The 21,596-nt window shown below is 72.6% G+C and carries 23 protein-coding genes; 17 read left to right on the top strand and 6 right to left on the bottom strand.

Annotation, left to right across the window (positions count from 1 at the left end):
• Nucleotides 1–66 precede the first annotated feature (66 nt).
• Genes hisF through ACLJPY_RS13235 form a run of 4 tightly spaced genes read left to right on the top strand, consistent with a single transcriptional unit; the run spans nt 67 to nt 1,932 of the window.
• Nucleotides 67–840 carry an imidazole glycerol phosphate synthase subunit HisF gene (gene hisF / locus ACLJPY_RS13220; RefSeq protein ID WP_410568841.1) on the top strand — a complete coding sequence of 258 codons (774 nt, stop codon included), beginning with the start codon at nt 67–69 and terminating at the stop codon, nt 838–840.
• Nucleotides 837–1,214, top strand: a complete 378-nt coding sequence (locus tag ACLJPY_RS13225; RefSeq protein WP_410588495.1) for a hypothetical protein — start codon at nt 837–839, stop codon at nt 1,212–1,214. Before hisF ends, ACLJPY_RS13225 begins: the two co-directional genes overlap by 4 nt.
• Nucleotides 1,211–1,573, top strand: a complete 363-nt coding sequence (gene hisI / locus ACLJPY_RS13230; RefSeq protein ID WP_410568839.1) for a phosphoribosyl-AMP cyclohydrolase — start codon at nt 1,211–1,213, stop codon at nt 1,571–1,573. The genes ACLJPY_RS13225 and hisI overlap by 4 nt, the downstream gene beginning before the upstream one ends.
• The gene (locus tag ACLJPY_RS13235) at nt 1,570–1,932 is read left to right on the top strand and encodes a DUF1304 domain-containing protein (protein ID WP_410588497.1); all 363 of its coding nucleotides are present in this window, start codon (nt 1,570–1,572) and stop codon (nt 1,930–1,932) included. The genes hisI and ACLJPY_RS13235 overlap by 4 nt, the downstream gene beginning before the upstream one ends.
• A 1-nt stretch (nt 1,933) precedes the next feature.
• On the opposite strand, the gene ACLJPY_RS13240 is transcribed toward ACLJPY_RS13235, so the two are convergent.
• Together ACLJPY_RS13240 and ACLJPY_RS13245 are read right to left on the bottom strand one after the other, a co-directional pair.
• The gene (locus ACLJPY_RS13240) at nt 1,934–2,101 is read right to left on the bottom strand and encodes a DUF397 domain-containing protein (protein ID WP_410588498.1); all 168 of its coding nucleotides are present in this window, start codon (nt 2,099–2,101) and stop codon (nt 1,934–1,936) included.
• Nucleotides 2,102–2,112: 11 nt separating this feature from the next.
• The gene (locus ACLJPY_RS13245; RefSeq protein ID WP_410588500.1) at nt 2,113–2,946 is read right to left on the bottom strand and encodes a helix-turn-helix domain-containing protein; all 834 of its coding nucleotides are present in this window, start codon (nt 2,944–2,946) and stop codon (nt 2,113–2,115) included.
• 187 nt (nt 2,947–3,133) lie between these two features.
• Here ACLJPY_RS13245 and ACLJPY_RS13250 point away from each other — a divergent pair, with 187 nt between their 5' ends.
• The gene (locus tag ACLJPY_RS13250) at nt 3,134–4,207 is read left to right on the top strand and encodes a DUF3592 domain-containing protein (protein WP_410588502.1); all 1,074 of its coding nucleotides are present in this window, start codon (nt 3,134–3,136) and stop codon (nt 4,205–4,207) included.
• Nucleotides 4,204–5,202: a DUF3592 domain-containing protein gene (locus ACLJPY_RS13255; RefSeq protein WP_410588503.1), complete on the top strand. Its 999-nt coding sequence runs from the start codon at nt 4,204–4,206 to the stop codon at nt 5,200–5,202. The genes ACLJPY_RS13250 and ACLJPY_RS13255 overlap by 4 nt, the downstream gene beginning before the upstream one ends.
• 25 nt (nt 5,203–5,227) lie before the next feature.
• Here ACLJPY_RS13255 and ACLJPY_RS13260 read toward each other — a convergent pair whose 3' ends face one another.
• Nucleotides 5,228–5,842, bottom strand: coding sequence for a TetR/AcrR family transcriptional regulator (locus ACLJPY_RS13260; protein WP_410588504.1), 615 nt, complete (start codon nt 5,840–5,842; stop codon nt 5,228–5,230).
• 94 nt (nt 5,843–5,936) lie between these two features.
• Between ACLJPY_RS13260 and ACLJPY_RS13265 the strand changes: the two genes are divergently transcribed.
• The 7 genes from ACLJPY_RS13265 (at nt 5,937) to ACLJPY_RS13295 (ending at nt 12,823) form a co-directional block, all read left to right on the top strand.
• Nucleotides 5,937–7,496 (top strand): anthranilate synthase component I, encoded by a 1,560-nt coding sequence (locus tag ACLJPY_RS13265; protein WP_410588506.1) that lies wholly within the window; start codon nt 5,937–5,939, stop codon nt 7,494–7,496.
• A 445-nt stretch (nt 7,497–7,941) separates the two neighbouring features.
• A complete protein-coding gene (locus ACLJPY_RS13270) occupies nt 7,942–8,466 on the top strand; it encodes a Trp biosynthesis-associated membrane protein (protein WP_410589190.1) in 525 nt (174 codons plus the stop codon).
• A 124-nt stretch (nt 8,467–8,590) separates the two neighbouring features.
• On the top strand, nt 8,591–9,400 hold the full coding sequence (gene trpC, locus ACLJPY_RS13275) for an indole-3-glycerol phosphate synthase TrpC (RefSeq protein ID WP_410588508.1): 810 nt from the start codon (nt 8,591–8,593) through the stop codon (nt 9,398–9,400).
• Complete coding sequence (gene trpB, locus ACLJPY_RS13280; RefSeq protein WP_410589191.1) at nt 9,379–10,605, top strand: tryptophan synthase subunit beta; 1,227 nt, start codon at nt 9,379–9,381, stop codon at nt 10,603–10,605. The genes trpC and trpB overlap by 22 nt, the downstream gene beginning before the upstream one ends.
• Nucleotides 10,602–11,393: a tryptophan synthase subunit alpha gene (gene trpA, locus ACLJPY_RS13285; RefSeq protein ID WP_410588510.1), complete on the top strand. Its 792-nt coding sequence runs from the start codon at nt 10,602–10,604 to the stop codon at nt 11,391–11,393. The genes trpB and trpA overlap by 4 nt, the downstream gene beginning before the upstream one ends.
• A gap of 154 nt (nt 11,394–11,547) precedes the next feature.
• Nucleotides 11,548–12,117 (top strand): Uma2 family endonuclease, encoded by a 570-nt coding sequence (locus ACLJPY_RS13290; protein WP_410588511.1) that lies wholly within the window; start codon nt 11,548–11,550, stop codon nt 12,115–12,117.
• A gap of 46 nt (nt 12,118–12,163) precedes the next feature.
• Nucleotides 12,164–12,823 (top strand): peptidoglycan recognition family protein, encoded by a 660-nt coding sequence (locus tag ACLJPY_RS13295; RefSeq protein WP_410588513.1) that lies wholly within the window; start codon nt 12,164–12,166, stop codon nt 12,821–12,823.
• 3 nt (nt 12,824–12,826) lie between these two features.
• On the opposite strand, the gene ACLJPY_RS13300 is transcribed toward ACLJPY_RS13295, so the two are convergent.
• Both ACLJPY_RS13300 and ACLJPY_RS13305 read right to left on the bottom strand, forming a co-directional pair.
• A complete protein-coding gene (locus ACLJPY_RS13300) occupies nt 12,827–14,098 on the bottom strand; it encodes a hypothetical protein (RefSeq protein WP_410588515.1) in 1,272 nt (423 codons plus the stop codon).
• A 118-nt stretch (nt 14,099–14,216) separates the two neighbouring features.
• Nucleotides 14,217–15,575 (bottom strand): glutamine synthetase, encoded by a 1,359-nt coding sequence (locus ACLJPY_RS13305; RefSeq protein WP_410588516.1) that lies wholly within the window; start codon nt 15,573–15,575, stop codon nt 14,217–14,219.
• 58 nt (nt 15,576–15,633) lie between these two features.
• Between ACLJPY_RS13305 and ACLJPY_RS13310 the strand changes: the two genes are divergently transcribed.
• From ACLJPY_RS13310 to lgt, 4 genes are all read left to right on the top strand, one after another.
• A complete protein-coding gene (locus ACLJPY_RS13310) occupies nt 15,634–17,061 on the top strand; it encodes an APC family permease (protein WP_410588517.1) in 1,428 nt (475 codons plus the stop codon).
• Nucleotides 17,058–18,182, top strand: coding sequence for an amidohydrolase family protein (locus tag ACLJPY_RS13315; RefSeq protein ID WP_410588518.1), 1,125 nt, complete (start codon nt 17,058–17,060; stop codon nt 18,180–18,182). Before ACLJPY_RS13310 ends, ACLJPY_RS13315 begins: the two co-directional genes overlap by 4 nt.
• A complete protein-coding gene (locus ACLJPY_RS13320; protein ID WP_410588519.1) occupies nt 18,179–19,351 on the top strand; it encodes a M20 metallopeptidase family protein in 1,173 nt (390 codons plus the stop codon). Before ACLJPY_RS13315 ends, ACLJPY_RS13320 begins: the two co-directional genes overlap by 4 nt.
• A gap of 124 nt (nt 19,352–19,475) precedes the next feature.
• Entirely contained in the window at nt 19,476–20,495 is a 1,020-nt protein-coding gene (gene lgt / locus ACLJPY_RS13325) for a prolipoprotein diacylglyceryl transferase (protein WP_410588520.1), read from the top strand.
• A 306-nt stretch (nt 20,496–20,801) separates the two neighbouring features.
• Here the strand turns inward: lgt and ACLJPY_RS13330 are convergent, their stop codons facing one another.
• Entirely contained in the window at nt 20,802–21,587 is a 786-nt protein-coding gene (locus ACLJPY_RS13330; protein WP_410588521.1) for an SDR family oxidoreductase, read from the bottom strand.
• Nucleotides 21,588–21,596 lie beyond the last annotated feature (9 nt).

Below are 21,596 nucleotides of genomic sequence, written 5' to 3' on the forward strand. Positions count from 1 at the left end.
GAAGCGGCGGCCGGGCGCCGCCGGGCACGTGCTGCGGGGCGCGCCCCCTTGACTACGCTGGTGGCCATGTCTGTCGCGGTGCGGGTGATCCCCTGTCTCGACGTCGACGCGGGCCGGGTCGTGAAGGGTGTCAACTTCGCCGGCCTCCGCGACGCCGGTGACCCTGTCGAGCTGGCCCGGCGCTACGACGCCGAGGGTGCCGACGAGCTCACCTTCCTCGACGTCACGGCCTCCTCCGGCGACCGCGAAACCACCTACGACGTCGTGCGCCGGACGGCCGAGCAGGTCTTCATCCCGCTGACCGTCGGCGGCGGCGTGCGCAGCAACGACGACGTCAACCGGCTGCTGCGGACCGGGGCCGACAAGGTCAGCATCAACACCGCCGCCATCGCGCGGCCCGAGTTCCTCAGCGAGGCGTCCCGGCGGTTCGGCGCCCAGTGCATCGTGCTGTCGGTCGACGCCCGGCGCGTGCCCGAAGGCGGCGAGCCGACGGCCTCCGGGTTCGAGGTCACCACCCACGGCGGCCGGCGCGGGACCGGGATCGACGCCGTCGAATGGGCCGCCCGCGGCGAAGAGCTCGGCGTCGGCGAGATCCTGCTCAACTCCATGGACGCCGACGGCACCAAGAACGGCTTCGACCTCGAACTCCTCGGGCTCGTGCGCAAGGCCGTGCGCGTGCCCGTGATCGCCAGCGGCGGCGCCGGGGCCGTCGAGCACTTCCTGCCCGCCGTGCAGGCGGGGGCCGACGCCGTGCTCGCCGCCAGCGTGTTCCACTTCGGACAGCTGAAGATCGGCGACGTCAAGGGCGCCCTGCGCGAAGGCGGGGTCGAAGTCCGGTGAGGTCCTGGCACGCACCCGTCGAGGTGAAGGTGACGTCCGGTCTGCTGGTCGGGCTGCCCGTGGCCTGGGCGCTGCTCGACCTGATCCCGGTGCTGGACGCCGGGGCCGGCCTGGCGATCTACCGGATGCCCGCGCTCGCGCTCGTCCTCGGCGGCGTCGTCACCACCGGGCTCGCGCTCAGGATGGGCAGCGCGCGCATCGGCGGGCTGGTCGTCACCGTGGTCTTCGCGCTGCTGCACGCCCTCCTGCTGCTCGGCGCCGAGCTGTGGTGGGTCAAGCTGTTCTCCGGCCTTTCCTTCGCGGGCTACGGCTACGCGTTCGTCCTGTTGAACTCGAGGCCGCTCAAGCGGCACATCCTGGGAGCCACCGCATGACCCTGGACGCGGCCGTTTCGGCGCGCCTCAAGCGCAACGCCGACGGCCTGATCGCGGCGGTCGTCGTCGAGCACGCCACTTCGGACGTGCTGATGATGGCCTGGATGAACGACGACGCCCTCGCGGCGACGCTGGCCACCCGCCGCGGGACGTACTTCTCGCGCAGCCGGCAGAAGCTGTGGGTCAAGGGCGAGACGTCGGGCCACTACCAGCACGTCCGCGAGGTGCGGATCGACTGCGACGGCGATACCGTGCTGCTGCGCGTCGACCAGACCGGCCCGGCCTGTCACACCGGCACGCACACCTGTTTCGACACCGAGGAGCGCCTGCTCCTGGCCGAGGAGAAAGAGCTCGCGTGACCATCGCCGCCGACATCCTGGTCGGGCTCGTCGCCCTGATCCACCTCTACATCGTCGTCCTGGAGATGTTCCTCTGGACCTCGCCCCGCGCCCGCGCCGGCTTCGGCACGACGAAGGAGTTCGCGGAGCAGACCAAGACGCTCGCCGCGAACCAGGGGCTCTACAACGGCTTCCTGGCGCTGGCGCTGGTGTGGGGCCTGATCGCGAGCGATCCGACCGGGTTCCAGCTGAAGCTGTACGGCCTCGTCTGCGTGATCATCGCGGGTCTGTACGGCGCGGCGACGGCCAGCAAGCGGATCCTGCTGGTGCAGGTGGTCCCGGGCGCGCTGGCGCTCATCGCGCTGCTGCTCGCGCGGTAGGTCAGCGCAGCCGGTCGAGGACGGAACGCCAGGCCCGCGGGGAGACGGTCAGCTGACCGGCTTGGCGGGCCTTGGTGTCCCGCACGCCCACGACCGGCCCCAGCGCCACCTCGACACAGTTGTCGTTCGGGCCGCTGTAGGAGGACTTGCGCCAGCCGGTCGAGCCCACTATCGCCTCCGTTATCCGGCGGCCTCCCGCAGCAAAGCCCGGGAAGCCTCTTCGCTCAGAGCTAGTTCACGTAGCACCTTAGCATCGCGTTTGTGGCCTGCGGTCTGAGATTCCTCGTGGAGGAAAGCCGTTGAGTAGACATGTTCGACCGAGGCGATCGGTGGCGAGCCGGGGAACTCGTAGATGTCGAACGGCCCGATGAGGCCGGGGTGGTAGCCGATTCCCGCGGGCACGATGCGCAGGCTGATGTTCGCCCGCGCGGACATCGCGACCAGGTGGTCGATCTGGTCGGACATGACTCCGGCATCGCCGAAGTTCTCCTGGAGCGACCGTTCGCCGAGCAGAGCGGTGAACCGGATCGGGTCGCGGCGGGTGAGGATCTCCTGCCGGGCCAACCGGACCCGCAGCCGCTTGTCGGCCTGCTCGACCGTCACCGGGGACTTGTCCATGATCGACCGGATGTAGTCCGGGGTCTGCAAAAGCCCGGGGATGATCAACGGCGACCACGTGGTGATCGCGGTGGCGGTCCGTTCGAGGTCGAGCCTCGTGGTGAGGGCGAAGGGAAGATCGGTGTTGCTCGCGGCCAGCCAATTGGGTTCGCGGGCGTGCCGGGCGAGGGTGCGGATCCGGTCGCGTTTCTCGCCGTGGATACCGAGCAGCGCCAGAATCGCCGACACGTCCTCGACGCTCGGCAGGCGGTACCCCTTCTCCCACGCCGACAGCAGCTGGGGCAGGATCCCCAGTTCGTCGGCGAGCACGCGAAGTCCGACTTTCCGCGCTTCGCGTTCTTCACGCAGTGAAGCGGCGAGAGTTCTCGCGGCCGGCCCCGAAGACGTTGGCTTCATGAGGGAATAGTACGAATCCCGTCGATTCCTCGAATGTGCGAATGGTGTCCGCAAATTGGGACAAATGGGCATCCGGGTGACCGGCTCGCCCGTCGGCCCGCACGCTCGGCGGGGCCGTCCGGTTGCCTCGCCGTCCTGTGCCGTTTCTCGCAGGATCGGCGCTGCGCCACGGGCCTAAGCTCGGCTGATGGTGCTCGACGATCCGCTGCGCCGGCTCACCCGGCGGCGGGCGGGGTGGCTGGCCGTGGCGGCCGCCGGCGTGGCCGTTTCCGGCTTCTTCGCGGTGGCCGTGGGCGTCTACCGGCTGGTCGTCGCGGATCCCGGCTTCGACCGGGGGGACGTCGTCGCCCTGATCGTCGTTTTCACGACGTCCCTCGGCTGCGCGGCGCTCGGCGGCGACCGGCTGCGGGTGCTCGCGCACCGGATCCGTGCCACCGCCGGCGAAAACGGCTTCGGGGCCTGGCTGCCGTCGCCGGCCGCCGCCGACCACGATCCCCGGATCGACTTCGGGGCCGAGACCGCCCGGCTGCGCCGGATCGCCGGTCGGGCCGCGGCGCTGATCCTCGTCTGGGTCGCGCTGTTCACGGGCGGCTTCACGGGGATCAGCCTGCTCGACGAGGCCGCCGACGAGCTCCTCGCGACCGGTGAGCGGGTCCCCGGCGTCGTGGTGTCCGTGCACACGCCCGACAAGGGCACGTGGTCGATGCAGGTGCGCTACGGCGAGCGGACCGCGAAGATCGTCCGCGACACCGGGCACCGCTACCACGTCGGCGAGGCGGTCACCGTCGTCGTGGACCGCGCCGATCCGGCGCACGTGCGGACCACCGACGAAGAGAACGAAAACCAGTTCGCCTTCGGCTGCTGCGTCGCCGCGCTGCTGATCGGGCTCGCCGGGACTCCGGTGGCGGCCGGGGCCGCACTCGGCTGGCGGCGCCGGGCCCGCGCGGTCGCGGTCACCGGGTGGCGGGTCGCCACCGTCGACGTCGTGCGCGGCCGCTCCGCCGACCCCCGGAGGCGACCGCCGCCGACGCTGTACGTCCGTTACCCGGACGGCACCGGGATCGTGTTGCGCGCGGTGCCCTCGACGCACGGCGCCAAGGCGCTGGCGGACTTCACCGATCGCCTCGCGTGGGTCGGCGGCTGGGGGCGGGAGATGGCCGTCCTGTTCCCGCGGGGACCGCGCCGCCCGGAGCCGTACGCCGTTCCGGCAGCCGCGAAGACCCCGCGCGCGGCGAGCGCCTTCCGCCGGTCCCGCCGATGACGCGCCGGACGGCGTGGTCCGCCGTGACCGTGCTCGCGGTCCTCGTCTTCCTGTTCTTCGGCGCGGGCACGGCGTACTCGCTGCTGGCCCCGGACTACGTCTTCGCCGACGGCGAACTCGCCGGCGAGGCCGCCATCCTGACCGGCTCCCTGGCCCTCGCCGCGGTCGGCGCCCACCGCTCGCAGGCCGCGGACCGCCGGCTCCACGACGGCGTGCCGGACTTCGGCGCGTGGCTGCCCGGGCGGGAAGGTTCCCACGGCGAGGGCCGGATCGACCTCGACGCCCAGACCGTGCGCCTGCGCCGGATCGCCCGCCGGGCCACCGCGATCGCCGTCGGCTGCGGCCTGCTGTTCGTGGGCGGCCTCGCCGGGATCATCGCCGCGGACCGCGCCGCCGCGGCCCTGCTCGCGACCGGCGTCCGCGTGGAAGGCTCGGTGCTGTCGGTCGTGAACCCGGCCAAGGGTGACGGGACGCCGTCGATCTGGGTGCGTTACCACTCGCCGGACGCGTCCTGGACCCGGGAAATCGACCGCGACACCGACCACGAGTACCACGAAGGCGAGGTCGTGACGGTCGTCTACGACCCCGCCGACCCGGCGCACGTCCGCACCACGGCCGAGCCCAACGCGAGCTCCGGCTTCAGCGTGGTGCTGCTGATCTGCGGGTTCGCCGCGCTGCCGTTCGCGGCGACGTCCGCGCTGGGCTGGCGACGCCGGGCGCGCGCGGTCGCGGTCACCGGGTGGCGGATCGCGACGGTGACCGTCGTGCCCGCCGTGCGGCGCGCCACGGAGATCGAGGCCCGCTACCGCGACGGCAGCGGCATCGAGCTGCGGTGCGCGCCGTCGCTGCACCGCCCGGACGCCCTGACCCGCCGCCGCGCGTGGATCGGCGGCTGGGGACGGCGGATGGTCGTCCTGTTCCCGTACGGCCCGGACACGCCCGGACCGCACCTGGTCCCGGTGTCCGCCATCAGCCCGCGGACGACGACCGGATAGCCCTCGGCGCCCCCAGGACCGCGGGTCAGCCGAGCTCGCCGGTCAGGTAGTGCTGCAGGTTCGGCGCGATGGCCCGCACCAGGACCTCGACCTCCTCGGTGGCGAGCGGCTCGAACTTCGCCACGTACCGGACCATGCCCAGGCCCACCATCTGGGTCGCGCACAGGTTCATGCGCAGCGTGGTGCGGTCCGAGCCGATCGAGGTGATCACCGTGCTGAAGAACTCCTGGAAGAAGTCGCGCAGCACGTGCCCGGCCTGCTCGTGGCCGGTGACGCTGCGGATGAGCGCCACGAACTGGCCGCCGCCCGCGCTGTCCCAGCGGGTGATGAAGGTGCGGACGATCCGTTCGGCCAGCTCGTCGCCGGGGCCGTCGCGCAACGCCTGCTGCAGCTCCGCGGGGTCGAACGGCAGCTCGAGGACCGCCTGCGCGAACAGCCCCTCCTTGCTGCCGAACCAGTGGTTGACCATCGCCGCGTCGACGCCGGCGCGGGTGGCGATCGCACGCACGGTCGCGCCGTCGTAGCCGTTCTCGGCGAACACGGCCCGCGCGGCTTCGACCAGCGCGGTGCGGGTGTCCTGGCCGGCGGGCCTGCGCCCGCGGCGGCGGCCAGTAGTCTCGGTGTTCCCCGGGGTGCTCACGGTTCCATCATGGCCCACGGCCGCGCTTAATTCAACAGTCATTGAATTACGGCCCGGCGTCCGGCCGATCCGGCCGGGCGGCACAATGAGGGCCATGGTCAGCGCATCCGCCGGTTCGGCCGGTCCCGGCACGGTCAGCCCGTCCCGCGAGGACTTCCGCGTCCTCGCCGAGAGCCGCCGCGTGATCCCGGTCGTGCGCCGGGTCCTCGCCGATGGCGAGACGCCGATCGGGGTGTACCGCAAGCTCGCCGCCGACCGGCCCGGCACGTTCCTGTTCGAGTCCGCCGAAAACGGCGCGTCCTGGACCCGCTGGTCGTTCATCGGCGTCCGCAGCCCGGCCGCGCTGACCGTCCGCGACGGCGAAGCGGTCTGGACCGGCACCCCGCCGGTCGGCCTGCCGTCCGAAGGCAACCCGCTGACCGTCCTGCGCGAGACGATCGAGGCCCTGCACACCGAGCCGCTGCCCGGGCTGCCGCCGCTGACCGGCGGCATGGTCGGCTACATCGGCTACGACGCCGTGCGCTGGCTGGAACGGCTGCCGGAGCTGGCCGAGCGCGACCTCGACGTGCCCGAGCTGACCATGCTCCTGGCCACCGACCTGGCCGCGTTCGACCACCACGAGGGCACGGTCACGCTCATCGCGAACGCCGTCAACTGGGACGACTCGCCCGAGCGCGTGGACGCCGCCTACGACGACGCCGTCGCGCGGCTGAGCGCGATGACCCAGCAGCTGCAGGTGTCCGCGCCGGCCACCGTCGCCGCGTTCGACCGGCCCGCGCCCGAGTTCGTCCGGAAGCGGTCGAAGGCGGACTTCCACGCGGCCGTGGAGAAGGCCGTCGAGGCGATCAAGGCCGGCGAAGCGTTCCAGATCGTGCCGTCGCAGCGGTTCGAGATCCCGACCGCGGCCGACGCGCTCGACATCTACCGGGTGCTGCGGACGTCCAACCCGAGCCCGTACATGTACCTGCTGCGGCTCGAAGGCTTCGACATCGTCGGCTCGAGCCCGGAATCCCTGGTCACCGTGCGGGACGGCCGGGCGACCACGCACCCGATCGCGGGCACCCGCTGGCGCGGCGCCGACCCGGAGGAGGACGCGCAGCTGGCCAAGGACCTCCTGGCCGACGAGAAGGAGCGCGCCGAGCACCTGATGCTCGTCGACCTGGGCCGCAACGACCTCGGCAAGGTCTGCAAGCCGGGCACCGTGCGCGTGGTCGACTTCTTCCAGATCGAGCGGTACAGCCACGTGATGCACATCGTGTCGACGGTCACCGGCGAGCTGGCCGAGGGCAAGACGGCGTTCGACGCGGTCACGGCGTGCTTCCCGGCCGGAACGCTCTCGGGCGCGCCGAAGGTCCGCGCGATGCAGCTGATCGAGGAGCTCGAGCCGGTCCGCCGCGCGCTGTACGGCGGAGTCGTCGGCTACCTCGACTTCGCCGGCGACGCCGACACCGCGATCGCCATCCGCACGGCCCTGGTCAAGGACGGCATCGCACACGTCCAGGCCGGGGGCGGGGTGGTCGCCGACTCGGTGCCGGACTACGAGGACACCGAATCGCTGAACAAGGCCCGGACCGTGCTGTCGGCGGTGGCCGCCGCACAGACGATGGTGCCGGCCGGCGCCCTCGACCCGGCCGCGGACGCTGCGCATGTCTGAGGCACCGGACGCGTCGCGGGCACCGGGCGCCGCCTCCCCGGCCGCGGATCCGGCCGCTGCGGCGCCGGACCCGGCCTCCCCGACCGCGGACTCGGCCGCTCCGGCGGCGGGCTCGGCCGCTTCGGCGGGGGACTCGGCCGCTTCGGCGGCGGGCTCGGCCGGTCCGGCGGTGAATCCGGCCTCCCCGGCGGCGGATCCGGCCTCCCCGGCCGCGGGCGCGGCCGCTGCGGCGGTGGACCCGGCCTCCTCGGCGGTTGACTCGCTCGCTCCGGTGGCGAACTCGGCCTCCCCAGCGGCGGACCCGACCGCTCCGGCGGACACGGCCGCTCCGGCGGACCCGGCCTCCCCGGCCGCGGACCCGGCCTCTCCGGCGACGGACCCGGCCTCCCCAGCCGCGGATCCGGCCTCCTCGGCGGCACCCGCGTCGAGGCGTCCACTATGGACGATGGTGCTGGCGCTCCTGCTGGGCGCGCTGGCCCTGTGGGGTGCGTCACGGCTGACGTGGTTCGCCGAATTCCGCGACGGCGGCGTGCGGGGCACCGTCCTGTACCGCGAGACCGGCGAGCAGCGGGCCACCGCGCTCGTCCCGCTGGCGCTGCTGGCCCTGGCCGGGGTGGCCGGGCTGGTGGCCACCGGCGGCTGGGCGCGGCGCGTGCTCGGCGTCGTGCTCGCGCTGGCCGGTGCGGCAGCGATTTGGAGCGGCGTCGCCGGCGTCCGGTTCTCCGGCTACGCCGCCGGCCTGCCGGTGACCGAGATGCTGCTGGGCCGCGGCCTGGCCGTGGTCGCGGGAATGCTCGTCGCCGCCGGCGGGTTGGCCGCTGTCAAGGGCGCCGGCGGGGCCACCCGGCTCGGGACGAAGTACGCGGCCCCGGCCACCCGGAAAAAGGTCCGTGACCCCGACGTCCAGCTGTGGGACGCCCTGTCCGAAGGGGAAGATCCGACGGACCTCCGGGGCGGGCATTCGGAGTAACGCGCACACCCGGAACCGGGCGTCTCGGATGCGGGGGTTAGCATCGTTTCGGCGGGAAGGGGAAGGTTTTTGTGAGCGACCTTGCGAGTGAAAGCGTGAGCACGCGCCCTGGTGGGGGCGCCCGGTGAGCGTGCTCGAAGACATCGTCGCCGGCGTGCGGGAAGATCTCGCCGTGCGGGAATCCGCGCTGCCGTTCGACGAGCTGAAGATCCGCGCGGCCGCCGCCCCCGGCCCCCGCGACGTCATGGCCGCCCTGCGCGAGTCCGGCATCGGCGTGATCGCCGAAGTCAAGCGGCGCAGCCCGTCGAAGGGCGAGCTGGCCGACATCCCCGACCCGGCCGCGCTGGCGAAGGACTACGAGGCCGGCGGGGCGCGCGTGATCAGCGTGCTCACCGAGCAGCGCCGCTTCGGCGGTTCGCTGGCCGACCTGGACGCCGTCCGCGCCGCGGTCGACGTCCCCATCCTGCGCAAGGACTTCGTCGTCAGCCCCTACCAGGTGCACGAGGCCCGCCTGCACGGCGCCGACATGGTGCTGCTGATCGTCGCCGCGCTGGAGCAGAACGCGCTGGTCGCGCTGCTCGACCGCGTCGAGTCCCTCGGTATGACCGCGCTGGTGGAGATCCACAACGCCGAGGAAGCCGACCGGGCCCTCGAAGCGGGCGCCAAGGTCATCGGCGTCAACGCGCGCAACCTGCACACCCTCGAGGTGGACCGGGACGTCTTCTCCCGGCTGGCCCCCGGCCTGCCGATGGACGTCTACAAGGTCGCCGAATCCGGCGTCCGCGGCCCGGGCGACCTGATGTCCTACGCCGGCCACGGCGCCGACGCGGTGCTGGTCGGCGAGGGTCTCGTCGCCTCCGGCGACCCGAAGGGCGCCCTGGTCAAGCTGGTCACCGCCGGCTCGCACCCCGCCTGCCCGAGGCCGTCGCGGTGACGGAGAACGCGAAGCACGACCCGGACGAGCGCGGCTACTACGGCCCGTACGGCGGGCGGTTCATGCCGGAGGCGCTGATCGGCGTCGTCGACGAGGTCGCCACCGAGTACGACAAGGCCCGCCACGACCCGGAGTTCCTGAACGAGTTCAACCGCCTGCTGCGCGAGTACGCGGGCCGCCCGTCGCTGCTCACCGAGGCGAAGCGCTTCGGCGAGCACGCCGGCGGTGCGCGGGTGTTCCTCAAGCGCGAGGACCTGAACCACACCGGCTCCCACAAGATCAACAACGTGCTGGGCCAGGCGCTGCTCACCAAGCGGATGGGCAAGAAGCGCGTCATCGCCGAAACCGGCGCGGGCCAGCACGGCGTCGCGACGGCCACCGCGTGCGCGCTGCTCGACCTCGACTGCGTCGTCTACATGGGCGAGGTCGACACCGAGCGCCAGGCGCTGAACGTGGCCCGGATGCGGCTGCTGGGCGCCGAGGTGATTCCGGTCAAGACCGGGTCGCGGACGCTGAAGGACGCGATCAACGAGGCGCTGCGCGACTGGGTGACCAACGCCGACACCACGCACTACCTGTTCGGCACGGCCGCCGGGCCGGCGCCGTTCCCGACGATGGTGCGCAACTTCCACCACGTCATCGGCACCGAGGCCCGCGAGCAGATCCTGGAGCAGGCCGGCCGCCTGCCGGACGTCGTCGCGGCGTGCGTCGGCGGCGGGTCGAACGCGATCGGCATCTTCTCGGGCTTCTACGACGACCCGTCGGTGCGGCTGGTCGGCCTGGAGCCGGGCGGCGAGGGCATCGAGGGCAACCGGCACGGGGCGACCCTGACCAAGGGCACCCCGGGCAACCTGCACGGCGCGATGACGTACCTGCTGCAGGACGAGGACGGCCAGACGGTCGAGTCGCACTCGATCTCGGCCGGGCTCGACTACCCGGGCGTCGGCCCGGAGCACGCGTGGCTGAAGGACACCGGCCGCGCCGAGTACCGCCCGATCACCGACGCCCAGGCGATGGACGCGTTCCAGCTGCTCTCGCGCACCGAGGGCATCATCCCGGCGATCGAGTCGGCGCACGCGCTGGCCGGCGCGCTGGACCTGGGCCGCGAGCTGGGCCCGGACGGCTTGATCGTGGTCAACCTTTCGGGTCGTGGTGACAAGGACATGGACACGGCGGCCAAGTGGTTCGGACTGGTGAACGGATGAGCGGGCTCGACGACCTCTTCGCGGCCACGCGCACGGAGGGCCGCGGCGCGCTGATCGGCTACCTGCCGGCCGGCTTCCCGACGGTCGACGGGTCGAAGGACCTCATCGCGGCGTGCGTCGACGGCGGCGCCGACCTGATCGAGGTCGGCGTCCCGTATTCGGACCCGGTGATGGACGGCCCGACGATCCAGGCCGCCTCGGTGACCGCGCTGGACAACGGCTTCCGCCTCAAGAACCTGTTCGAGGTGGTCGAGTCGGTGTCGTCGCGCGGCGGCCGCGCGGTCGTGATGACGTACTGGAACCCGGTGAACCGCTACGGCGTGGACCGCTTCGCGCGCGACCTCGCCTCGGCGGGCGGCCTCGGTCTGATCACCCCGGACCTGATCCCGGACGAGGCCGGCTCGTGGATGGAAGCTTCGGCTTCGCACGGCTTGGACCGCACGTTCCTGGTAGCGCCTTCGTCGTCGGAGGAGCGCCTGGCGTTGACGGCGGCCGCGTCATCGGGGTTCATCTACGCCACGGCGGTGATGGGCGTGACGGGCGCCCGCGACCAGGTGGGCGAGGGCGCGGAGGAACTGGTCCGCCGGGTCCGCTCCCACACGTCCCTGCCGATCGGCGTGGGGCTGGGCGTCCGTTCGGGCGACCAGGCGGCCGAGGTGGCCTCGTTCGCCGACGCGGTGATCGTGGGTTCGGCGCTGGTCACGGCGGCGGCGGAGGGTGCTTCGGGGGTTCGCGCGCTGTCGGCTGAGCTGGCGGAAGGCGTGCGGCGGACGGTCGCGAAGGCCTGAGCGCTGTTTTGCCGGTGTGACGCCCTCACCTGATCCAGAACTGTCAGTAGCGGTCCGCATACTCGTTGTGTGATGATCCACAACGAGGGGACCGACCGCACATGTCACACTGGAACAGACTCACGGCGACGCGCGGGAGCGGAGGTGAAGCGCGATGGCAGCACCGGCTGAGCCTGGGACGAGCAGCGAGTTCCACATCCCGCCGCGACCGGATGGCTGGACGGTCGACGAGGTTCTCGCCTTATCCGAGAAACAAGCCTCACGGCAGCGGATCGAGGTTGTGGACGGAGCTCTCCTCGTGAGCCCCGCGCCGACTTCGGTGCACCAGCGGCTCCTGCAGAAGTTGCAGCTCGCCCTCGTGCCCGCACTGCCGGACGGCAACGAGCTACTGCCCGGCGTGAACGTCCGCTTCGGAACGCAGCGGCTGCTGGTCCCCGATCTGGTGATCCTCAACTGTCCTGGAGTCGACACCGTGGCGTACCTCGCGAGCGATGTCGTGCTTGCCGCGGAGATCGTCTCACCTTCGAGCAAGGTGCAGGACCGGATGCTCAAGAGGGCCATCTACGCCGAGGCACTGATCCCGTACTACCTCCTGGTGGAGCCACTCGATCCGACGGCGGCCACACTTTTCGCCCTCGAAAGCGGCGAATACGAGCCCATCGCCAAGAGCGAAAACGGCGAACTGCACTTCACCCGCCCCTTCGAGGCCGTCCTTCGCCTCTGACGGCTCTTGTACAAAAGCTGTACGCCGCCGCGGGAGAGTCCGCGGCATGGACATCGCACACCTCCCGCGGCGCAGCTTCCTCCGCGGTGCCGCCGGGCTCGCCGTCGCCGGGGGCGCCGGGCTCCTCCTCCCGCAAGCCGCGCGGGCCGCTTCCGCCCCGCCGCGGATCTACAGCTGCGCCGAGTGGGGTGCGCGGCCGCCCGCCGACGTTCTCACCACCCTCGACCACCCCGCCAACCGGGTGCTCATCCACCACATCGCGTGCCCCAACAGCACCGACTACTCCCTGGCGCACGCCTTCCAGGTCGCCCGGGACGACCAGCACGACCACATCGACAACAACGGCTGGTCCGACACGGGCCAGCACTTCACGGTCAGCCGCGGCGGCTACCGCCTCGAAGGCCGCCACGGCAGCCTCGACGCCCTCCGCGGCGGCACCACCATGATCCAGGGCGCCCACTGCCCGGGCCAGAACACCAACGCCATCGGCATCGAGAACGAAGGCACGTACACCAGCGTCGAGCCCCCGCAGGCGCAGTGGGCGTCGCTCGTCGTGTTCTGCGCCTACATCTGCCGCCAGTACGGCATTCCGGTCGAGGAGATCAAGGGCCACCGCGACTTCTACAACACCGAGTGCCCCGGCGACCGCCTGTACGCGAAGCTGCCGCAACTGCGCACCGAGGTCGCCAGGGCACTGGCGGGGTGAGACCTACCCCAGCGTGTCCAACGTCCGCACGGCATCCGTAGCCGCGGCCTGGTCCGCCGGGTCCGGTTCCGCCGCCGCGGCCGGGTGCCGGGACGCCGCCGGGCGCGTGCACCCCAGCTGCTGCAGCGACCCCTTCAACCGGTCCGTCAGGAACTTCAGCAAGCCCACCCCGTCATCCGGTGACGCCGCCGCCCGCAGCAACCGGCGGTCCGACGTCAACCGGTCCAGTCCAGAGGATCGCAAGTTACGGCAGTACGCCCGGGTGCTCGTCGACCGCCGGTCCAGTGGCGGCTGGTCGACGCCCGCGCGGTACAGGTTCGTCTTGGCCGCGCTCGGTTTGCCGTCCACCAGCGTCATCGGGTCGCCCGGCGGCACCAGCGCCACCGGGGTCCGCTGGCCCGCCGCCGCCTGGAGTTCGTTCAACGCCAACGACGTCGCCGGGCGGCCGTCGTCCGTCAGGTCCGGGGCGGTGAACGGTGTGCAGCCCAGTGCCGGGTCCACGAACGCGTCGAGCAGGCGGTTGTCGCTGCCGTTCGCCAGCGTCGCCGGCTGGCCCAGCCGCCGGGCGTTCGCCCCCGTGGCTTGCGCGGTGCGGCCGTCCCGCGTGGCCAGGTACGTCGTCGTCACGTTGTCGCTCTGGTCCTGGTCCACCAGCGAGAAGTCGCGCACCGACGGGCACGGCCGGCCGTCCTTCGCCCGGCCCAGCGGCGGGATCCGCAGCTTGCCGGCCCGCACGGCGGTGTTCGCCGCGTCGAAGAACGCCTGAGCGTTGCAGAAACCGACCTGGCCGAACAGCGAACCGCCGAGACCGTTGACGCACCGGCCCGCTCGCCCGCCGGCGAGGGTCAGCGTGTCGCCGTTGAACCCCATCCACAGCCCGACGACCGCGCCCCGCGGCAACGCCGGAACGACCGGTGGCGCGGCCGGCGCCGCGCCCGCGTCGACGACCAGCGGGTGGTACACCGACAGTTTGCCGGTCGCGGGGTCGAGGATCGTCGCCTCGGCGAACGCGCCCTGCGCGTCCACCGTTTCGTGGCACGCGCCTTGCCGGGGGTCGGTCGCGGTGAGCTGGTACGGCGTCGCGAGACCGCGCGCCGACAATGGATCATCGGGCACCTTCAGAGTGCACGCGGAATTGGGGATCGCGGGCGGCGGTGGCGGGGTGCGCGGTGCGGCCACCGCGATTCCGACCGCGCCGAGCGACGCCGCGGCCACCGCGACGGTCACCTTGAGCTTCCAGGGCCGTTGCCGGTGGCGGGGACGAGCTGCTGGCATGGACTGTGCCTTCTTTCGGCCTCCTCACCTCACCCGGCGCAGGACGCTAGCACAGATAACAGCCCGATCACAGAACGATTTCCGGCACGAACACGGCATTCGCGGCAAAAGGCGAAGATCAATGGAGGTACCGCATCACGGCGCACAGCTCCTCCGGCGGCAGGCCGCCGAGCCGGTCGAGCTCGCCGCGGCGGACGTCCATCAGCGTCGTCGCGAGCTCCGGCCCGAACGCCGACGTCAGCGCCGGGTCCGCTTCGAACGCGGCCACGGCCTCGGCCAGCGACACCGGCAGCCGCTCGGCCGCGGGGAGCGTGCCCGGGTCGACGTCGGCCGGCTCCGGCAGGCTCTCGCGGGCTTCGACCCCGGCCAGGCCCGCGAAGATCAGCGCCGCCACGACCAGGTACGGGTTGGCCGTCAGGTCGAAGCACTTGACCTCGAAGTTCGCCGCCCGCTCGCGCTGCCCGGCCGGGCCCTGGACCAGCCGCAGCGGCGCCTCGCGGTTTTCCAGGCCCCACGCGCGGAACACCCCCGCCCAGTGGTGCGGTTCGAGCCGCAGGTAGCTGACCACCGAAGGCGCGCCGATCGCCAGCAACGCCGGCAGCCGCGAAAGGATGCCCGCGCCGAACGCCTCCGCCGTCTCGGTCAGCCCGAACCGCCGGTCGCCGCCGGCGCACAGGTTGCGGTCACCGTCCCACAGGCTGAGGTGGACGTGGCCGCCGTTGCCGACGCCGTCCGGCGCGAACTTGGGTGTGAACGACGCCCGCAGGCCGTACTGCTCGCTCACGGTCCGGATCGTCTCCCGCGTCAGCACCGCGACGTCCGCGGCGCGCACCGGGTCGCCCGCCGCGACCGAGACCTCGAACTGCCCGGCCGCGTACTCCGGATGGATCTGTTCCACCGCAACACCTTGCGCGGTCAGCGTGGCTACCAGCTTCCGCAGGTACGCCGCCTGCGAAGACAGCCGCGCGTAGCCGTAGGCCGGACCCGCGGTGGCCGAGCGGGGATCGTCGGGCGCGTCCGCCGCCGTGATCACCCACTCGATCTCGAACGCCGTCCGCGCGTTGTAGCCGAGCTCCGCGAGCCGGGCCGTCGCGGCCGCGGCCAGCGCCCGCGCGTCCTGCGGGTGCGGCGCACCCTCCTGGTCGTACCGCCAGACCGGCGCCCACGCCCAGCCGGGCTGCGCGGCCAGCGGCACGAGCGCGTCGAGGTCCGGGTGCAGCCGCAGGTCGCCGACCGGCCCGCGCGAGTGCGTGCCGCCGGCGATGTCGTCGGTGGCCAGGAAGAAGTCGAACGAGTTCGACGCGCCGACGCCCCACGCCGCCGCCGACCACAGCCGGTCGACCGGAACCGCCTTCACCCGCGCGATGCCGCTGTTGTCCACGAACGTCAGCGCCACGAGCTCCACCCCGGCCGCACGCAGGCCGTCGGCGCGGAGAGCGCCCTGTTGCGCGAGTTCTGCCCGATCGAGCTGGCTCATCCTGCCCCCGTCGATGTCCACTTGAGTGCTTCTCGCTCTGGGAAACGAGGTGAAGATCGTGTCAGACACCGTCGAAACCCGTCCAGGTCTGCGCCGCTCCCTCTCCGTCTGGCAGGCCGTCGGCCTGTCCGTGGCGTTGATGGCCCCGAGCATGGCCGCCAACATCAACCCCCAGCAGACCGCCGCGGCCGCCGGCCGCGCGGTGCCGCTCGCCTTCCTGCTCTCCGCGGTCGGCGTCCTGCTGGTCGCCTACGGCTTCGTCAAGCTCTGCCAGTACTACCAGCACGCGGGATCGGTGTACGCCTTCGTCGGCGCGACCCTCGGCCCGCGCGCGGGCGTCGTCTCCGGCATCGGGCTCCTCGGCACGTACACGTTCTACGCCGTCGTCACCAGCTCGGCCGCGGGCACGCTGGGCACCGCTTTCTTGACCCAGACCGGGATCTGGCCGGATCCGCCGCCCTGGGGGCCGTTCGTGCTGACGGCCGTCGCGCTGCTCGGCGCCTGGCTGCTGGCCGTGCTGCCCGCTCGCCGCGGCACGAGCACCCTGCTCGCCGTCGAGGGCGCGACGATCGCGGTGATCCTGCTGGTCACCGTGGTGATCCTGGTCCGGCTCGTCGCGGGGAACGCCCCGGGCGGCGCCCGGTTCACGATGGCCGTCTTCGTGCCGGAAACCGGGCTCCCGGGCGTGTTCCTCGGCGCCGTCTTCGGCTTCCTGTCCTTCGCCGGGTTCGAAGCCGCTGCGACGCTCGGCGAGGAAACCCACGACCCGAAGCGCAACATCCCGCGCGCGATCCTCGGCACGGCGCTCTTCGGCGGCGGCTACTTCGTGGTGGTCACGGCGGTGGAGATGATGGCGTTCCGCAGCGACGCCGGCGCGTTCCACGACTCGCCGTCCCTGCTCGGCGACCTCGGCGGCCGGTACGCGGGCGCCTGGGTCGGCGACGTCATCAGCGCCGGCGCCGCGATCAGCGCGTTCGGCTGCTGCCTGGCGTGCGTCGTCGGTGGCTCCCGGCTGCTCTACGCGCTGGGCCGCGACGCAGGGGGTGGCCTCGGCCGCACGTCCGGCCGCGGGACGCCGGTGGCCGCGGTGAGCGCCGTGGCGGCCGCGGCGGCGCTGATCATCCTGGTGTGCGCGGTGTTCTTCGGGGCGACGGCGTCGGACACCTTCGCCTGGTCCGGCTCGATCGGCACGCTCATCCTGCTGGTCGTCTACCTGCTGACGACGGTCGGCGCGATCCTGCTGCTGTTCGTGAAGCGCCGGATGCGCGTGCCGGGGTGGCACCTCGTCTTCCCGGTCGGCGCGCTCGTCGTGCCCGGCTACACCGTGTACGTCAACGTGGTCCCGTACCCGGCCGAAGGTCCGGCGCGGTGGTTCCCGGTGGTGGCCGCGGCGGTGCTCGCGCTCGCGGTGGCCGCCGTCCTTGCCGCGCCGGGCTTCGCTCGTAGGGTGGGGGAGAGGCTGACGACCGGGGACGGAGGCGCATGACCGGGTTGCTGCCGTTCGTCGCGGACCTGCCGCTGGTGGACCACCACTGCCACGGCGTCGTCACCCGGGACGTCACGCGCGCGGGCTTCGAGGCGATGCTGACGGAGGCCGATGCGCCGTCGCCGCTGGGCACGAGCCTGTTCGACTCACTCATCGGGCTGGCCGTGCGCGAACGCTGCGCACCCGTGCTCGACCTGCCGAAGCACGCCCCGGCCGAGGCTTACCTGCGGCGCCGCGCCGAACTGGGCGCGGACGAGGTGGCCCGGCGGTTCCTCCGGGCCACCGGCACGACCGACTTCCTGCTGGACGGCGGGTTCCTGCCGGACGCGCTGACCACGACGCCGGAGTTCGCCGCGCTGGCGGGCACGCGCGCGCACGACGTCGTCCGGCTCGAACAGGTCGCCGAGGCGGTGATCCCGGGCACGACGGCCCGCGGGTTCGCCGCCGCTTTCGCCGACGAGCTGGGAAAACGCGCCTCGACGGCGGTCGGGCTCAAGTCGATCGCGGCCTACCGCGCCGGCCTGGAACTGGCGGGGGAGCGGCCTTCGCCGCCGGAGGTCGAAGCCGCCGCCGGGCGGTGGCTCGCCGCGGGCGGCGGGCGGCTGGCCGACGAAGTCCTGCACCGGCACCTCGTCTTCACCGGCCTCGACCTGGGCCTGCCGGTGCAGTTCCACGTCGGCTACGGCGACGCCGACGTCGACCTGCGCCGCGGCGACCCGCTGCTGCTCACCGGGCTGCTGCGGGCCACGCGCGGCCTCGGCGTGCCGATCCTGCTGCTGCACAACTACCCGTTCCACCGCCACGCGGCGTACCTGGCGCAGGTCTTCGACCACGTGTTCGTCGACGCCGGCCTCATCACGCACAACGCGGGCTTCCGGGCGCCGGCCGTGCTGGCCGAGTTGCTCGAGCTCGCGCCGTTCGGGAAGGTGCTCTTCTCGACCGACGCCTTCGGCCTGGCCGAGCTGTACCACCTGGGTACCGCCCTGTTCCGGCAGGGTTTGTCGGACTTCCTGCGCGCCGCGCTCGACGCGGACGCGATGTCCGAACCGGACGCCGTCCGGCTGTGTGCTTTGGTGGGGCACGAGAACGCGAAGAGGATCTACCGCTTGGAGCACGTGTGAGTGATCTGTGGACCCGGTGGACGCAGGCGATCGCCGAAGAACTGCCCGCCGCCGTCGAGCTCCGGCACGCCGTGCACGCCGACCCCCGCGGGTCCGGCGAGGAGGAGGACACCGCCCGCCTGGTGGCCGGCGCGCTCGGCGCCGGCGACGGCACCCGCGTCGCCAAGACCGGCCGGGCGATCCTGCTGCCCGGTGCGCCGGACGGCCCGGCCGTGGCGCTGCGCGCCGAGCTCGACGCCCTCCCGGTGCTGGAGGGCACCGGCGTGCCGTGGGCGTCCGGGAACGACCTGATGCACGCCTGCGGCCACGACGTCCACCTCGCGGCGCTGGTCGCCGTCGGCCGGGCCGCGCAGCGCGTCGGCGTGCCGCGCCCGATCCTGGCGCTGCTGCAGCCGCGGGAGGAGACGTCCCCGCCCGGCGCGCTCGACGTCGTCGAATCCGGGGTGCTGGCCGAGCACGGGGTGGACACGGTGATCGGCGCGCACGTCCAGCCGCGGATCGCGCACGGCGTCGTCTCGGCGGTGCCGGGGCCGGTGAACGCCTCCACCGACGAGTTCGAGGTCACCATGCACGGCCAGGGCGGCCACGCGGGCTACCCGCAGCTGCTGCGCGACCCGATCCTGGCGCTGTCGCAGCTGGTCGTGAGCCTGCAGCAGATCGCGTCACGCCGGATCGACCCGGTGTTCGGCGCGGTCTGCTCGATCGGGCGGATCCAGGGCGGCGCGGCGGCCAACGTCGTCCCGAACAGCGCGAGCGCGTTCGGCTCCCTGCGCCTGATGCGCACGAAGGACCGCGAGCGCGCCCTGGAGACCCTGGCCGACATCGTCCACGGCACCGCCCGGGCCCACGGCTGCACGGCGGAGCTGGAGATCAGCCCGTGCGAGCCGGTGCTGGACAACGACCCGGCGCTGGCCGCGGGCGCGCAGCAGTGGCTGCGGCACGCGGGCTTCGTCGTCGACGAGCAGTTCCGGTCCTTCGGCGCCGACGACTTCGCCCACTACTGCGGCGGCGGGACGCGCGGGCTGATGCTGTTCGTCGGCCTCGGCGACACGGCGGGGGTGCCGAGCCTGCACGACGAGCGGTTCCTCCCGCGTGACCAAGCCGTCACCCAGGTCGCGCACGCGCTGGTGGCGGGGTACCTGGCCGCCTTGGATGCTCCGGCGCCTTAGCAATCCGGCCGGAAAAGCAGGCCGCCCCCCTCCGAACGGCAGGTGACCATTGCCGATGAGCCAGCGGCCGTAACTGCGGCCGGGTTGGTAACGAAAGGCACGCTAGCGCTACGGTGACCGCGTGATGAGCGCCTACCTCGCGACGTTCCCCAGCCCCGACCGTGGGGTGTGGCACCTGGGGCCGATCCCGATCCGTGCGTACGCCCTGTGCATCATCGCCGGCATCATCGTGGCGATCTGGTGGGGCGAGCGCCGCTGGATCGCCCGCGGCGGCACCAAGGGCACGGTGATCGACGTCGCGGTGTTCGCGGTGCCGTTCGGCCTGGTCGGCGGCCGGTTGTACCACGTGATCACCGACCCCGAGCTGTACTTCACCGAGGGCCGCAACCCGTGGAACGCGTTCGCGATCTGGGACGGCGGCCTCGGCATCTGGGGCGCGATCGCCCTGGGCGCGGTGGGCGCGCTCATAGCCTGCCGCCGCAAAGGCATCCCGCTGCCGGCGATGGCGGACGCGGTCGCCCCGGGCATCGTCGTCGCGCAGGCGATCGGCCGCATCGGCAACTACTTCAACCAGGAGCTCTACGGTGCCCACACGGACCTGCCGTGGGGCATGGAGGTCTTCCAGCGCTTCAACCCGGAAGACCCGGACAACCTGCTGAACGGCGTCGCGACGGGGCACATCCCGCTGCCGGAGAGCCCGGTCCACCCGACGTTCCTGTACGAGCTGATCTGGAACCTGCTGGTCGCGCTCGTGGTGGTGTGGGCGGACCGCCGCTTCAAGCTGGGCCACGGCCGCGCGTTCGCGCTGTACGTGGCGGGCTACACGGTCGGCCGCGGCTGGATCGAGATGATGCGCACCGACACGGCGAACCACATCCTCGGCCTGCGGGTGAACGTGTGGACGTCGATCCTGCTGTTCGTCGCGGCGGTGGTGTACTTCGTCATCGCGGGACGGCGGGGGCCGCGGGAGGCACCGGAGACCCTGGTGGGCAAGGACGCGGGGACGCCTTCTCCGGAAGACGGCGAGCCCGCGGTCGCCGACGAGCCGGAGCACGCGAAGGTGGCGGCCGAGGCCCCGGCGGCCACGGAGAAGCCCGCGGAAGACGCCCCGGCCGAAGAGCCGAAGAAGACCGAAGAGAGCTGAGCGCTACCGAAGGCCGCTGCCGGAAATTCCTGGCGGCGGCCTTCGTTGTGCGCAGGGTTTGGGCGCCGCCCCCGGTTTCCACGCTACCGGGTGGCACCGACAGTTCCCGGCCGGTCCCGAGCGCCCCAAGGCGGCCTTGGGTGCGTGAGACGCACCCAAGGCGGCCTTCGGTGCGTGGGACGCAACCAAGGCGGCCTTCGGTGCTCCAATCCATGCCCCCCGCCGCCACCCTCAACGGAGGCGCTTCGCGCCGCAGTGCTGATTCAACGCAACCAAGGCCGCATTGGGGCGCTGGGGCCGGGCCGGTCAGAGGTCCGGCAGGCCCAGTTCCAGGTTCGGCGCCTGCAAGCCGCCGTCCACCTCGAGGATCTTGCCCGTGATGTACCCGCCCGCCCGCGACGCCAGGAACACCACCGTCGCCGCGATGTCCTCGGCTTCGCCGATCTTCCGCAGCGGCGTCGCCGACTCCATCTTCTCCTTCAGCTCCGGGTTGCCGACCACGATCTCCAGTGCCGACGTCGCCACCGAACCCACCGAGATCGCGTTCACCCGCACTCGCGGGGCCAGGTCCGCCGCCGCCAAGCGCGTGTAGTGGGCCAGCGCCGCCTTCGCCGTTCCGTATGCCGCGAAGCCGCGGCCCGAGACCCGGCCCATCACCGACGAGATGTTGACCACCGAGCCGCCCGTCTCCACCAGGGACGGCGCCGCCGCCACCGTCAGGGCGTGGGCCGTCGCCACGTTGAAGCGGAACGCTTCCTCCATGAACTCCACCGTCGACTCCAGCAACGGGCGCGGGTACGTGCCGCCGACGTTGTTGACCACCAGGTCGAGCCGTCCGAACTCCGACACCGCCGTGGCCGCCAGTGCCGCGGCGGCCTCGGGCGCGGACAGGTCGACCGGCACCGCAACGGCCCGGCGGCCGAGCGCCGAAACGCGGGCGACGACCTCGTCGAGCTGGGCAGCGGTCCGGGAGGCGATCACCACGTCGGCGCCCGCTTCGGCGAGGGCCACCGCGGTGGCCGCGCCGATGCCGCGTCCGGCGCCGGTGACCACCGCGACCTGGTCGGTGAGCTGGAACCGATCGAGGATCATGCGGCGAAA

Source organism: Amycolatopsis sp. lyj-23 (assembly GCF_046549135.1).
Classification (GTDB): domain Bacteria; phylum Actinomycetota; class Actinomycetes; order Mycobacteriales; family Pseudonocardiaceae; genus Amycolatopsis.

What these genes read in the sequence shown, in the direction of transcription:
- lgt (WP_410588520.1), top strand. Translation starts at nt 19,476, where the DNA reads ATGAGCGCCTACCTCGCGACGTTCCCCAGCCCCGACCGTGGGGTGTGG.
- ACLJPY_RS13265 (WP_410588506.1), top strand. Translation starts at nt 5,937, where the DNA reads ATGGTCAGCGCATCCGCCGGTTCGGCCGGTCCCGGCACGGTCAGCCCG.
- hisI (WP_410568839.1), top strand. Translation starts at nt 1,211, where the DNA reads ATGACCCTGGACGCGGCCGTTTCGGCGCGCCTCAAGCGCAACGCCGAC.
- ACLJPY_RS13300 (WP_410588515.1), bottom strand. Translation starts at nt 14,098, where the DNA reads ATGCCAGCAGCTCGTCCCCGCCACCGGCAACGGCCCTGGAAGCTCAAG.
- ACLJPY_RS13305 (WP_410588516.1), bottom strand. Translation starts at nt 15,575, where the DNA reads ATGAGCCAGCTCGATCGGGCAGAACTCGCGCAACAGGGCGCTCTCCGC.
- hisF (WP_410568841.1), top strand. Translation starts at nt 67, where the DNA reads ATGTCTGTCGCGGTGCGGGTGATCCCCTGTCTCGACGTCGACGCGGGC.
- ACLJPY_RS13330 (WP_410588521.1), bottom strand. Translation starts at nt 21,587, where the DNA reads ATGATCCTCGATCGGTTCCAGCTCACCGACCAGGTCGCGGTGGTCACC.
- ACLJPY_RS13270 (WP_410589190.1), top strand. Translation starts at nt 7,942, where the DNA reads ATGGTGCTGGCGCTCCTGCTGGGCGCGCTGGCCCTGTGGGGTGCGTCA.
- ACLJPY_RS13290 (WP_410588511.1), top strand. Translation starts at nt 11,548, where the DNA reads ATGGCAGCACCGGCTGAGCCTGGGACGAGCAGCGAGTTCCACATCCCG.
- ACLJPY_RS13315 (WP_410588518.1), top strand. Translation starts at nt 17,058, where the DNA reads ATGACCGGGTTGCTGCCGTTCGTCGCGGACCTGCCGCTGGTGGACCAC.
- ACLJPY_RS13245 (WP_410588500.1), bottom strand. Translation starts at nt 2,946, where the DNA reads ATGAAGCCAACGTCTTCGGGGCCGGCCGCGAGAACTCTCGCCGCTTCA.
- ACLJPY_RS13255 (WP_410588503.1), top strand. Translation starts at nt 4,204, where the DNA reads ATGACGCGCCGGACGGCGTGGTCCGCCGTGACCGTGCTCGCGGTCCTC.
- ACLJPY_RS13250 (WP_410588502.1), top strand. Translation starts at nt 3,134, where the DNA reads ATGGTGCTCGACGATCCGCTGCGCCGGCTCACCCGGCGGCGGGCGGGG.
- trpA (WP_410588510.1), top strand. Translation starts at nt 10,602, where the DNA reads ATGAGCGGGCTCGACGACCTCTTCGCGGCCACGCGCACGGAGGGCCGC.
- ACLJPY_RS13295 (WP_410588513.1), top strand. Translation starts at nt 12,164, where the DNA reads ATGGACATCGCACACCTCCCGCGGCGCAGCTTCCTCCGCGGTGCCGCC.